The organism is Allobosea sp. 05T422_2 (assembly GCF_056396265.1).
This window is the reverse complement of sequence record NZ_JBFTLD010000004.1, coordinates 60823-73577: the sequence shown is the minus strand read 5'-3', so window position 1 is coordinate 73577 and position 12755 is coordinate 60823. Positions and strand designations below refer to the sequence as shown.

Sequence of the window (12755 nt, the reverse complement as noted above, 5' to 3'; positions counted from 1 at the left end):
ATCGGCGACAACGTCTCGATCGGAATCAAGGCCGGCGCCAAGCCCGAGGATAGCGGCGTCTCGATCGGCATCGATGTAACGAAGCGGCTTCGCATCCAGGCCGAAACCGGCGCGGATGGCAGCGCTGCCGTCGGCGTCGGCGCCGAGTGGGAATACTGACTGGCGCCAGCGCGCCGTTCCGGATGGCTGTGGCTTGAGTCGCCCATCCCGATTCGAACAGGCCGTGATTCTGCCGCCTTTTGCCTGCAGGACATGCCCAGCCGGCGCGCGCGGTTAACGGCGGGTAAATTTCGACCCTCAAAGCGTGGCGCGCCTGCAACACCGGGTTTCAAAGCACCCCCTCGGACCTCGCGGCGGCGTGATCTCGGTTGATCGGCCACCCGGCATTCGTATGGTGAAGGTGCGTCGGGACGTTCCCGGTCGCTGTTTTTCGTCTTCGCCTCTGAATGGTTCAGGGACGTGGGCGAAAGACCGGGATAGGCGGGTTCGCCGGTTTGGTCTCCTGGGGCCGATCGTCAAGAACACGCCGAAGCCCGAGGGTCTCGAAACTCTTTTGGAGGTTACCAATGAAGCTCGTTAAGAGCCTCCTCCTCGGTTCTGCCGCCGGCTTCGCCGCGGTCGCCGGGGCTCAGGCCGCCGATCTTCCCTCGCGGAAGGCCGCTCCGGTCGAATACGTTCGCGTCTGCACCGCCTATGGCAGCGGCTTCTTCTACATCCCCGGCACCGATAGCTGCCTGCGCATCGGCGGCCGTCTCCGCGCTGAGTACACCTTCGGCGAGCGTTGGGGCGACCTGCAGGACTCGTACGGCACCCGCGCTCGTGGTCGTCTGAACATCGACCTGCGCACCGCCACCGCTTACGGCACCCTGCGCACCTTCATCCGTTATGACGTCACGGTTTCGACCGGCCCGTACGGCTACGGCGCGCTGAACGGCGGCGCGATCTTCGCCAACGGCGCTGCTGGCGCCAACAGCAACACGACTGGCATCAGCCTCGATAAGGGCTTCATTCAGTTCGGACCGATCACCGCTGGTCGCGCGCAGTCGTTCTTCGACTTCTACGCCAACGACCTCGGCTTCAGCTCGCTCCGCGGCTCGGACAACAGCCCGAACCTGTTGGCCTACACCGCGACCTTCGGCTCGGGCTTCTCGGCCACGATCTCGCTCGAAGACCGCCTGGCCGGCCGTAACGCGGTCGTCCGCAACGCCGTCCTCTTCAACGGCGCTGCTCCGGTCCTCGAGGGCAGCCAGTATCCGGACCTCGTCGGTGCGTTGAACGTGACCCAGGGCTGGGGCTCCGCTCAGCTGTCGGGTGCCATCGGTCAGCGTAACGTTGCCAGCTTCCCGGTTGGCGCTATCGGCAACACCACGATCATCCGTGGCGGCGACGAGACCGCTTGGGCCATCCAGGGCGGTCTGAAGTTCAACCTGCCGATGCTCGCCGCTGGCGACGTCCTGTGGTTGCAGGCAGCTTACGCTGAGGGCATGGGCTCCTACCTCGGCTACGGCGGCACCTATGGCTACGGCCGCCTCGGCTCGCTCGCCGCTGCGGACATCGTCATCGACCAGACCACCGGTCGCTCGAAGCTGACCAAGGGCTTCGCCATCACTGCTGGCCTGAAGCACTACTGGACCCCGACCATCCGTTCGGAAGTCTATGGTTCGTACTCCGAGCTCGACATGGGCGCTGCGGTCCAGAACGGCCTCGGCACGCTCCAGAGCGGTCCGGTCAAGCTTGACCCGAAGGAGTTCATCATCGGCACCAACCTCGTCTGGACCCCAGTTTCGGGCCTGGATATCGGCGTGGAAGTTCTCTACTCCAAGGTTGAGCTGAAGAACCGCATCGGTCAGGTCAACAACTTCGGCGTTCGCAACAACAACCTGCTGATCAAGTCGGACGACGCCCTCACCGGCCGTCTGCGCATCCAGCGCGACTTCTGATCGGTTCTCCGATCCTAGTCGGAAAGCCCCGGGGAAACCCGGGGCTTTTTTCGTTTGGATATCGAGGGTTAGGCCTGTTCACTCACTTGACAGGGGCGGGCGAACCGTCCTGACTTGGCGCCCTGGGGACGGTGATCGGTAAGGGCCTGACAAGTCTGTGCCGACGCGGGGAGCGGGAATGGCGCAGCCGGCAAACTGGTTATGGGGGCTCGTGCCGCTGGCGCTGCTCTGGAGCGCCAGCAACCTCTATCTGGATGATGCGATTCAGGACGATGTCAGTCGCCGTGCCATCGCGGTGGCGACGCAGGTCGCCGGCGAGGCGCCCGGCGCAAGGCCGGTCATGGCGCTCGTTGCCGGACGCGATGTGCTGATCGTGGGCGAGGCGCTCTCGGCCGATGGCGCTGCCAAGGCCATGGTGCAGTTGCGCGGCGAATTCGGCATACGCCGGGCGCTCGGGGGCCTGTCCCAGGTCGTCGCGCAGAAACCCTATAGCTGGTCGGCGACGCGCGAGCGCGATGCGGTGACGCTGAGCGGCTTCGTTCCCGATGAGGCGACGGCAACCGCCAACATTGCCGCGGCGAGTGCGGCCGTCCCGGGATTGCGCGTCKACGATCGCCAGATGCTCGCTTTTGGCGCGCCTGCCGGTTTTGCCGCCGTAACGCAGAAAATGCTCGGTGAGCTGGCCGGACTCTCGAGCGGCAAGGTGGCGCTGGACGACACGCGCTTCTGCATCGAGGGCAAGGCGACGACGCCGGAGCGCTTCCTTGCGTTGCGCGAGCGCACTGCATCCCTGGGGCAGGGTGGGTTCACCGCAGTCGAGTGCAGCCTCGAGCCGCCGACGATGGCGCCTTATCGCTGGTCTRTGGAGAAGAGCGCGGATGGCGGGCTGAGCGTCACCGGCTTCTACCCGTCGGATGAGGCGAGGCAGCAGATTTCCGCGGCCCTGCGGCGCAGCTTTCCCGAGCCCACTCGGATCGACGATCAAAGCAAGCCGGCCCTTGGCGAGCCGGGCGCTTTCCTGGTCAAGGTCACGCGCGCCATTGGCGATCTTGCCCGGCTCCGCCGCGGCAAGGCCGAGCTCGATGCCGGCAGCTACAGGCTGTCCGGCGACGGGCCCGAGGATTTCGAATCCTGCCAGGCCTTGCAACTGCTGATCGCGCAGACGGACGGGCCGGATTCGGTTGTGCAGGCCAACATCATCTGCCCGCCGGCGCCCCCTCCTATGCCAGCCCTGCCGGAGATTCCACCGCTCTTTGTTCCGGCCGAACCTCCTGCGCCTTCGGAGCCTGCAACACCTCCTGCGCCTCAGCGCGGTGAGGTGCCATCGCCCGGCAGCTCCCACGCCAGTGCCGGTGAGGCGAAGGCGCCCATCCCGGTACGCGCTGTGCCCGAGCGCACGGTTCCGCTGCAATGGCGGGCGGAGAAGACCGAGCAGGGCGTCGTGCTGAGCGGCCTCGTTCCCGACGAGGCGGCGAGACAGGGCGTGCTGCAATCGGCCGACCGCGGGGCGGATGCGGGTCGCATCGCTGATCGCATGACGGGTGAACCGAAGCTGCGTGAAGCTCCGGATTTCGGCACGGCGACCAGCTTCCTGCTGGATCTGCTCGGCAGGATGAGCAACGGCGTGGTTTCCATCGAGGGCACGCAGGCTTCGCTCTCGGGGGCCGTTGCCGACGAAGGGGCCTGGCGCGAAATCGAGGCCGCGCTCCGGCAGCAGCCTTTGCCGGGAGGCCTCACGGGCGCGCCGGATCTGGCGGGCCTTGGCCTGCGCCCCTTCGGTCTGACGATTTCGGCGGATCGCTMGGGCGTCGGCCTGTCCGGCTATTTGCCTGATGAGCAGACGCGCTCGGCGCTTCTGGCGTTGCTGGACGGCTCACCCTTGCAGGGCAAGATCGTGGACGAGACGCGCATCGTGCCCGGAGCGCCTGCCGGTTTCGGCGGCGCAGCTCGCGTCGCCGTGACCGATCTGCTCAGGCTGGATCTCGGCACCGCGCGCCTGGTCGATGGCAAGGTCGAGCTGCAGGGGTTGACCTGCCGCGAGCTGATCAAGGGCGAGGTCGAGACCAGCGCCGCGAGCGGGCTGCCTGCCGGCTTTTCAGGCCAGGCGGAGATCGGCTTGCGCCAGACGGGTTGCGTCACGGAACCGCCCAACACCTGCCAGAACGACCTCGATGCCTTGACCAAGCGCCAGTCCGTGCTGTTCGGCCAGGGCACAGCTGTGGTCGTGCTCGATGCGACCACGGAACGGGCCATGGCGGAAGCATCCGCGATCCTCAAGCAATGCCCGGATGTGCGCGTCACGGTCGAGGGGCATGCCAATCTCGATGGCGAGCGGCGCGGGTTCGACAATGTCGATCTTTCGAACCGGCGCGCTCGGCGCGTGCTTGATGAGTTGGTCATACGCGGCATCAGCGCTGCCCGGCTCGAGCCGAAGGGCTTTGGCGCGCAGCGACCGCTCGTTCCCCATGACGAGCCGGAGGCGAAGGCCATGAACCGTCGCGTCCAGTTCACGGTCGAGAAGTAGGGATCGCTGGCATGCTCTACCTGGCCACCCAGTTCGCATGGTTCCTGCTCGCGGCCTTCGGCATCGGCCTAGCCATGGGCTGGATCACCTGCACAGGAGGGAAGGTCCGTTTCTGGACCAGTCCGATCACCCTGCTCGTGGGCGTCTGGGCCGTGGTCGCCGCGCTCACCTGGCTGCAGGTGGTGAATGGTGTTGCCGCGCTCTGGCTGGAGACCGCGCTCCTTTATGTCGCGGCCTATCTGGCGGGCTGTTGTCTCGCCTGCTTTGTCCGCACGATCTTCGCTCACCGCGATTCAGTTCTCGCCATAGCCGGCGCCAATGCCGGTTCGATCCCTGAGACCCCGGCCGGGCCTGCTGTCGCTGCGTTGAAGCCGGTCTTGGTGCAATCGGCCCCGCTGCTGGACAAGGTCGAGGGCGAGGACCTGATCTCCGGCAGGCGGCCATCCGGCCTTGTCGCGGCGCGCAGCGGGAAGGCCGACGATCTCAAACTGATCAAGGGCATCGGCCAGCAGAACGAAGGCAGGCTGCACAGCCTCGGGATCTGGCATTTCGAGCAGATCGCCGCCTGGACCCCCGAGAACATCGAGTGGGTCGGCCATTATCTCGCCTTTCCCGGCCGGATCGAGCGTGAGGACTGGGTCGCCCAGGCGTATTCGCTCGCAGCCGGCATCGAGACCGCGTTTTCGACACGGGCCCGCGCCGGTGAGGTCGAGGCCTCGCGTGACGATGGTACGCAGGGGCAGGGCAATGTCGCCGGCGTCCCCGAAGACGGAGCCGACGGCAAGCGGCGGTAAATCCTCGATTTCAGTGAGCCCGGCGTGTTGCGACCGCCGGGGGGGGCGGCCCAAGACTCAGGCGGCGCGCTTCTCCGCCTTGCCGATCAGCTTGCCAATGCGCCGCACCATGTCCTTCGATCCGAGCAGGGGCGCATGGCCCTGTCCCGGTGCGACGAAGATCTCGCAATCGGGATGGCGCTCCCCCATCTCGCGCAGCGTCTCCTCCGAGAGAAGATCGGAATTGGCGCCACGGATCGCCAGAATCGGCACGGCGTTCAGCCCGGCGAAATAGGTCCAGAGCACGGGCAGCGGCGCCTCGAGGTCGAGTTCCTCCAGGATCTTCATCAGATTAGGGTCGTAATCGGTGACGAGATGTCCATCGCGCTCGGTCCAGGTCCGACGCGCCATTATCTCCCATTCCCGTTCGCCGAAAGCCGGGAATTGCTGGTCAGACAAGCGCTTGAGGATTTCGGCGCCTTCGACAAAGCTGCGCGGGCTTGGCAGCTTGCCGACATAGCCGCGGATCCGCAGCAATCCGCGCGCATCGATTACCGGGCCGACATCGTTCAGGACGACGCCCTTGATCATGGCCGGGCGCGCCGCCGCCAGCGCCATCGTCAGCAGGCCGCCGCGCGAGGTTCCGACGAACACGGCGGCCTCGATGCCGGCCGCCGTGAGCAGCTGCATCATGTCGTCGAGCTCGACCCGAATATCGTAATTGGCCCAGTTCCTGTMATAGGCGGAGCGCCCGCGCCCGCGGTAATCGAGCGCCAGGACGCGCCGTGGTTTGGCCTCGTCCCCTGCCAGCGCCATCGCCAGTTCGTGGAAGTCGGCGGCCRTTCGCGCCAGCCCCGGCAGGCAGACCACCGGCAGGGCGTGCGAGGCGAGGGGACCGTAATCGCGGGCGTGGAGCTTCAGGCCGTCGCGGGCACTGATAAAGAAGGAGCGGAAACCGCTATCAGAATCCATTCGCCCTCCGGCGGCGCTGCAAGAGGCTGGACTAAAGCATCTTCAGGCGAAATGGGCACTGGTCCCAGTCAAGAAAATCCGCCGGAACGGAGCAGGCGAGGGGGCTCCGGCCGTGAAGGGCCGGAGATCCCGCCTAATCCCGCGTCCAGGTCCGCTTCAGGTCGTAATCGATCAGATAGGCGGTACGCTGGTTCAGCCTCTGCCGGTAGACCTGCAGGTTCTCCATCACACGCTGGACGTAGTTGCGCGTCTCGTAGATCGAGATGCGCTCGACCCAGTCGACGGCATCGACATCGCTTTTGCGAGGGTCGCCATAGGCGTCGATCCAGCGCTTCACATTGCCGGAGCCGGCATTATAGGCCGCGAAGCTCAGGATATAGGAGCCGCGCCATTCCCGGATCAGGTCGTTGAGATGGGCCGCGCCCATCTGCGCCGAATAAAGCGCATCGCTGCCGAGCCGCGGAAGGTCGAACGGCATATTGGCCCGTCGGGCCGTTTCCCGGGCCGTCGCCGGCATCATCTGCATCAGCCCGCGTGCGCCGGCATGCGAGACCGCATTGGGATCGAAGGCGCTTTCCTGCCGGGCGATGGCGTGGACGATCGCCCGCTCCATCGGGTCGCCCAGCACGGGGAAGTCCGGCACGCCGGAGGTGGGGAACGCGGCGGTGTCGAGCGGGAAGCCGCGCTGCAGGGCGGTCTTGCCGATCGTCAGCAGGGTCCTGACATCGCCTTCACGGCTGGCGATCGCGGCCACGGCTTCCAGCGCGGTCGTCGTATGCAGGCGCTGCGACAGATCGACCAGCATGGTGGCTGCAAGATCGCGCGCGCCGATCTGGTAGAGGAGGCGCACACCCTGATGACCGGGCAAATGTTCGAGCGCCGCCGATTCCGTCGTGCGGATCGGCAGGTCCGGTAGGCCGAGCTTGGCCCGGGCAAGCTGACCGTAATAGGCGACGGAATGAGCCGCCGCGCGCTCATAGGCCTCCTGGGCGCGCTCGGTCAGCCCGATCGCTTCGGCCGCGCGGCCTTGCCAATAGGCGACGCGCGCGACCGAGACCGGCGTTTCCGCCCATTTGGCTGCCTCGTCGAAATGGGCGAGAGCCAGGCCGGGCTGATCCCGAAACCGCAGCGCGATCCAGCCTGCGTGCCATTCCGCGTCGATGCGCTCGGCGGCGCCTTCGGCGCCATGACCGGCTGCGACCTCATAGGCCTTGGCGGCATCGCCCTCGTCGAGAAGCTTGCGCGCGATCAGGCGCCGCTCCGTCCACCATTCGTCGCCATCGCCGAGCAGGGCCGGGTCGCGCGGCACCTTGGCGAGAATCTGCGCGGCTTCGCCGGCCTTGTTGGCGCGCCGGGCCTGCTGCACCTGCAGAAAGGTGAAGGAGAGATCGTTGCGGAGCGACGCCGGCACGGCCGCTATCAGTGCGGGCGCGATCGTGCCCTTAGACTGCGCGCTGGCGAGCCGCGCCTTGGCGAGCAGGACATAATCGGTGGAGACACGCGCGGCATTGCGCAGCGCCGCCGCATTGTTCTCCTCAAAGAGATAGCGTTCCGTGCGCAGGCGATGGTCGGTCACTGTGAGCCGGTCGCCGAAGCTGTTCAGGACGATCGCTTCCAGCGGCGCGCCGAGATGGTCGCGCCGCCAGGTTTCGCGGATCAGCACCATCGCATCGTCGGGCTTGCCGTCAGCCTTCAGGGCCATGGCCAGCGCCACGCGGCCGACCGGGCTGATCGGGCGCTGCGCATGGAAGAAGGCCCGGATCACGGCCACGCTTTTCTTCTCGGCAATCAGCGCGGCCTCGGCGCGGCGGCGGAACAATGTCGTTGCCGGATAGTTCGGATAGGTCTCGAGAAAGGCGTTGATGCGGGCAAAGCCCACCGTGCTGCCGCCGAAGCGGATCGCGGCCCATTCGAGCATGGCGCGCGTCGCGCGGTCGTCGAAGGCCGAGGCGAAGGCATCGCCCTCGGTCACCGTACCACGGCGATAGGCCTCGACCRCCGTCTTGAGGGCGCCCTGATCGGCTGGCGCGTCGGCGCGCAACTGCTCGTCGGGCGAGCGCAGGAGCGCCGCCGTCGTCGCAGGATCGGCAATGGCCGCAACACGGTCCTTCTGCAGGACGTGGTCGGCGTCGTTGGTCGCTTGGGCACTCGCAGTCACAAGGAGTGCAGGCACGGCCCATGAAAGGAGCCGTCGAGAGGCAGGCAGCCGTACCATGGTGGATTTCCCCGGGATGGCGCTTGGACTTCGATGGTCGGCGAAGGGTCTTGATGGACCGTTAACTAACGTGCAAGCGATTTTTGACGGGCTTTCGCCTTTGCGCATGCGGTGGGAGGCGGTATGTCTGTCGCCCGCTACACACGGATTTTGTTCTTAGGACGGCTCGATCATGACCAAGCATGCGCCTATCACCGGCTCGCTCACAGCCTTGGTGACCCCGTTCAAGGGCGGCAGGATCGACGAGGATGGCCTGCGCGCGCTGATCGCCTGGCAGATTGAAAGCGGCAGCCATGGCTTCGTGCCCGTGGGCACCACCGGCGAGAGCCCGACGCTCAGCCATGACGAGCACAAGCGAGTCATCGAGATCTGCCTCGATGCGGTAAAGGGTCGCGTTCCCGTCATCGCCGGAGCCGGCTCGAACAACACGGCCGAGGCGATCGACCTCGCGATCCATGCCGAGAAGGCCGGTGCGCCGGCGCTGCTGGTGGTCACGCCCTATTACAACAAGCCGACCCAGGAGGGCATGTACCAGCACTTCAAGGCGGTGAACGACGCGGTCGGCATCCCGATCATCATCTACAACATCCCGCCGCGCTCGGTGGTCGACATGTCGGTCGAGACCATGGCGCGGCTCTACGAGCTGAAGAACATCGCGGGCGTCAAGGACGCGACCGCCAATCTCGCCCGCGTCTCGCAGCAGCGCCACGCCATGGGGCCGGAGTTCATCCAGCTCTCGGGCGAGGACATGACGGCGCTGGCCTATATGGCGGCCGGCGGCCATGGCTGCATCTCGGTTGTCGCCAATGTTGCGCCGCGCCTCTGCTCCGAATTGATGGTGGCCGCGCTCAAGGGCGATTTCGCTGGTGCGCTGAAGGTCCAGGACCGGCTCGTGCCGCTGCACGACGCGGTGTTCAAGGAGCCGGGCCTTGCCGGCGCCAAGCATGGGCTCAAGCTGCTCGGCCGGATCGAGGAGGAGGTTCGCCTGCCGCTGATGCCGGTGACGCCCCCGACCGGCAAGGTTATCCGCGAGGCCATGGTTCACGCCGGGCTGTTGAATGCCTAGATAGAGAGTTGCGTTCGCCCGGGGTGCTCGGCGAACCGCCCCGGAGCCGCTGATGTACGAACCGAGCCATTTCAAGGTTGAAGACCGGGACGCGTTGCACGGCGTCATTCGCGCGTATCCGCTCGCCATAGTGGCGGCCGGCGCCGACGGCCTTCTCGCCGACCCCGAGCCGTTCATTGCGGCGCAGGCCCGCGGCATTGTCGGCATCGAAATCGAGATCGCCTCGATCATCGGCAAGTTCAAACTCAGCCAGAACCGGCAGGACGCCGACAGGCTGGGAGTTCTCAACGGCCTGAGTGCTGACTCCGAAACGGAGTCGCAGGCCATGGCGGGTCTCGTGAAGACCTATGGATTTGGTCACCCGGCATGAGCAAGCCTGATCCCGAGCGCTATCGCCTCGCGGCCGATAACCGCAAGGCGCGTTACAATTACGAGATCATCGAGACGCTCGAGGCCGGCATCGCGTTGCAGGGCACGGAGATCAAGTCCCTGCGCGGTGGCAAGGCGACGATCGGGGAGAGCTATGCCGGGCCGATGGGGACCGAACTCTATCTGTTCAACGCCCATATCCCGGAATATCTCGAAGCCAACCGCTTCAACCATGATGTCCGCCGGCCGCGGAAGCTGCTGCTGCATCGTCGTCAGATCAACAAGCTGATGGGCGCGATCCAGCGCGACGGCTTCACGGTGATCCCGCTCAAGGTCTATTTCAACGACAAGGGCCGCGCGAAGGTCGAACTCGGGCTTGGCCGCGGCAAGAAGCTGCATGACAAGCGCGAGACCGAAAAGACCCGCGACTGGAACCGCGACAAGGCGCGGATCATGAAAACCGGCGGCTGAACCGACAGGGCTTTCCGAAAGGGCGATCGTCACGGAAAAAGGGCCGCGCGAGCGGCCCTTTTTCCTTCTCAGGGCGTCCATCCAAAAACAGAAGGTTAGATCATCGCCTTCTTGAAATTGGCGTTGGCCTTGTCCCAGTTCACCGTCTTCCACCACGCCGCCAGATAGTCGGCGCGGCGGCTCTGGTGCTTGAGATAATAGGCGTGTTCCCAGACATCGACACCGACGACCGCCTTGGCGCCGAGTTCGAGCGGGGTGTCCTGATTGGCGGTGCTGACGATCGCGAGCTTCTTGTCCTTGCCGACGACCAGCCAGGCCCAGCCGGAGCCGAAGCGGCCCAGGGCGGCGGCGTTGAGCTTGGTCGCCATATCGCTCACCGAACCGAGCGAGGCCTCGACCGCGCTCTTGAGTTCGGGTGAGGGCTGCTCCGCGCCGCCCGGCGTCATCAGTTCCCAGAAGAACGTGTGGTTCCAGTGGCCGCCGACATTGTTGCGGACGCCGGTGCGAACGTTCTCGGGAACCGCGCTGAGATCGGCCAGCACGGTCTCGATTGGCGTCGTCCTCAGGTCCGCCCATTGATTGGCCAGCGCGTTGGCGTTGTTCACATAGGCCTGATGATGGGCGGTGTGATGGATACGCATGGTGGCGGCGTCGATATTGGGCTCCAGCGCCTCATAGGCATAGCCGAGCGGCGGCAACGTGAAGGCGGGTGCAGCCGCCGGTGCGGCGGGAGCAGGCGTAGCCTGCGCCAGGACGAGAGCGGGCTTGGCGATGACGAAAACGCCCGCGGAGCTCCCCGCGAGCCCGGYGAGAAAATGACGGCGATGCATGATGAGGCCTCCCAGTCCCGTTGTTGCCATAGCCGGCCCGGCCGAATCACATGGCGGCCTGGGGCCTCGCTCCAACGGTCGTATCACAGCCCCTGACCACACGTCAGTGGCGTGCCGAAATCAGCCTTCGACCGGTTCGTCGCCCTGGCGGATGCCATAACGGCGTTCCAGTCCGGGATGGCCGGGCGTGCCCGCAGCGCCACTGCGCGGCGCGCGCTCCGAGGGGTCGCGCCCGATTTTCGCCATGAGATGCGAAAGGTCGAGGAACTCGTCGCATTGGCGGCGCAACTCGTCTGAGACCATGGGGGGATTGGTCGTGATGGTCGAGACCACCGAGACCTTTACACCCTTGCGTTGCACGGCTTCAACCAGTGGGCGAAAGTCACCATCGCCCGAGAACAAGTAGATCTGGTCAAGATGCGGCGCTAGTTCGAGCATTTCAATGGCGAGCTCGATGTCCATATTGCCTTTGACCCGGCGGCGACCGGTCGCATCGGTGAATTCTTTGGCCGCCTTGGTGATGACCCGGTAGCCGTTATAGTCGAGCCAGTCGACCAGTGGTCTGATCGACGAGTACTCTTCGCTTTCGACTAACGTAGTGAAGTAAAAGGCCCGGATGAGGTTGCCTCGTGCCTGGAATTCCTTCAACAGTCGACGGTAATCCATGTCGAAGCCAAGCTGCTTCGATGTGGCATAGAGGTTTGCCCCATCGATAAAAAGCGCGATGCGCGGCTCCGCCATGGGAACGACTCCAGTAAAAATCGAATCAAATACGTCAGATCGAAAGGATAGCGGTCAGGCAATGTCGAAAGATCGGCGAATTCTGATCAGCCAAGCACTAATTATGTGGCCACTTGCTGGAGTCTTGCAAGTGCGCTTGCTCAGGCTGGTCAGTTTCCTTGAGCCCCGCAGGGCCCTTCAGCTGGCGAGCCCCCGGCTGCCGGGCTTGACCGCCGGGATGGCGGCGAGCTCGGGTGGCAGCGCGTCAGGAGCATAAGCCGGGATATCGAGAGCGACGAGGCTGACCAGTCTGACGCCGAGATCGGCCTTGCTGGCGGAACGGTCGACCAGGCAAGCGGCGCCGAGAATCTGGCCAGGTTCACCAGCGATCGAGGCCAGGCATTCGCGCGAGGAGAGGCCGGTGGTGACGATGTCTTCGACCATCACCACGCGCGCACCGGCGGGGATGGCGAAGCCGCGGCGCAGCTTGAACTGTCCGTCCTCGCGTTCGACGAACACCGCCTTGGCCTTGAGGTGCCGTGCTGTCTCGTAGCCCGGCACGATGCCGCCGACCGCGGGCGAGACGACATAGTCGACCTTGCCGAATGTGGCTTCGATCTTGGCGGCAAGCGCCTTGCAGAGCCGCTCGGTGCGGACCGGGTCCTGGAAGATGAACATCTTCTGCAGGAAGACCGGGCTACGCAGGCCGGAAGACAGGATGAAATGACCTTCAAGCAATGCGCCGGCATCGCGGAATTCGGCCAGGACCTCGTCGTCGGTCATCGGTGCGCCTCGCAGATGGAGTTGATCCCATTGCCTGCGACGGGCACAGGCGAGTGCTTTTGCGCCGGAATGGCCTGCGTTTCAAGCGTGGG

The 12755-nt window shown here is 65.5% G+C and carries 11 protein-coding genes; 6 read left to right on the top strand and 5 right to left on the bottom strand.

The features are described from left to right. Nucleotides 1-566 precede the first annotated feature (566 nt). The 3 genes from AC1DJT_RS01750 (at nt 567) to AC1DJT_RS01740 (ending at nt 5258) form a co-directional block, all read left to right on the top strand. Nucleotides 567-1940 (top strand): porin, encoded by a 1374-nt coding sequence (locus AC1DJT_RS01750; RefSeq protein ID WP_441504778.1) that lies wholly within the window; start codon nt 567-569, stop codon nt 1938-1940. Between the two features lie 178 nt (nt 1941-2118). Further along, complete coding sequence (locus tag AC1DJT_RS01745) at nt 2119-4464, top strand: OmpA family protein (protein ID WP_476833407.1); 2346 nt, start codon at nt 2119-2121, stop codon at nt 4462-4464. Between the two features lie 11 nt (nt 4465-4475). Continuing rightward, on the top strand, nt 4476-5258 hold the full coding sequence (locus AC1DJT_RS01740; RefSeq protein ID WP_441504776.1) for a hypothetical protein: 783 nt from the start codon (nt 4476-4478) through the stop codon (nt 5256-5258). Between the two features lie 57 nt (nt 5259-5315). On the opposite strand, the gene AC1DJT_RS01735 is transcribed toward AC1DJT_RS01740, so the two are convergent. After that, nucleotides 5316-6209 (bottom strand): alpha/beta fold hydrolase, encoded by an 894-nt coding sequence (locus AC1DJT_RS01735; protein ID WP_476833406.1) that lies wholly within the window; start codon nt 6207-6209, stop codon nt 5316-5318. A gap of 133 nt (nt 6210-6342) precedes the next feature. Continuing rightward, the gene (locus tag AC1DJT_RS01730; protein ID WP_476833405.1) at nt 6343-8424 is read right to left on the bottom strand and encodes a lytic transglycosylase domain-containing protein; all 2082 of its coding nucleotides are present in this window, start codon (nt 8422-8424) and stop codon (nt 6343-6345) included. A gap of 172 nt (nt 8425-8596) precedes the next feature. On the opposite strand from AC1DJT_RS01730, the gene dapA reads away from it, so the two are divergent. From dapA to smpB, 3 genes are read left to right on the top strand one after another with little or no spacing between them, the layout of a single operon-like run. Beyond that, nucleotides 8597-9490, top strand: a complete 894-nt coding sequence (dapA, locus tag AC1DJT_RS01725; protein ID WP_441488731.1) for a 4-hydroxy-tetrahydrodipicolinate synthase — start codon at nt 8597-8599, stop codon at nt 9488-9490. Between the two features lie 52 nt (nt 9491-9542). Beyond that, a complete protein-coding gene (locus AC1DJT_RS01720; protein WP_441504773.1) occupies nt 9543-9860 on the top strand; it encodes an FMN-binding negative transcriptional regulator in 318 nt (105 codons plus the stop codon). Next, the gene (smpB, locus tag AC1DJT_RS01715) at nt 9857-10330 is read left to right on the top strand and encodes an SsrA-binding protein SmpB (RefSeq protein WP_441488729.1); all 474 of its coding nucleotides are present in this window, start codon (nt 9857-9859) and stop codon (nt 10328-10330) included. The genes AC1DJT_RS01720 and smpB overlap by 4 nt, the downstream gene beginning before the upstream one ends. A gap of 95 nt (nt 10331-10425) precedes the next feature. Here the strand turns inward: smpB and AC1DJT_RS01710 are convergent, their stop codons facing one another. From AC1DJT_RS01710 to pyrE, 3 genes are all read right to left on the bottom strand, one after another. Next, on the bottom strand, nt 10426-11160 hold the full coding sequence (locus AC1DJT_RS01710) for a superoxide dismutase (RefSeq protein WP_476833404.1): 735 nt from the start codon (nt 11158-11160) through the stop codon (nt 10426-10428). A 120-nt stretch (nt 11161-11280) separates the two neighbouring features. Then, the gene (locus tag AC1DJT_RS01705) at nt 11281-11901 is read right to left on the bottom strand and encodes a LabA-like NYN domain-containing protein (RefSeq protein ID WP_441488727.1); all 621 of its coding nucleotides are present in this window, start codon (nt 11899-11901) and stop codon (nt 11281-11283) included. Between the two features lie 177 nt (nt 11902-12078). Beyond that, the gene (pyrE, locus tag AC1DJT_RS01700; RefSeq protein ID WP_441504772.1) at nt 12079-12663 is read right to left on the bottom strand and encodes an orotate phosphoribosyltransferase; all 585 of its coding nucleotides are present in this window, start codon (nt 12661-12663) and stop codon (nt 12079-12081) included. Nucleotides 12664-12755: the final 92 nt, after the last annotated feature.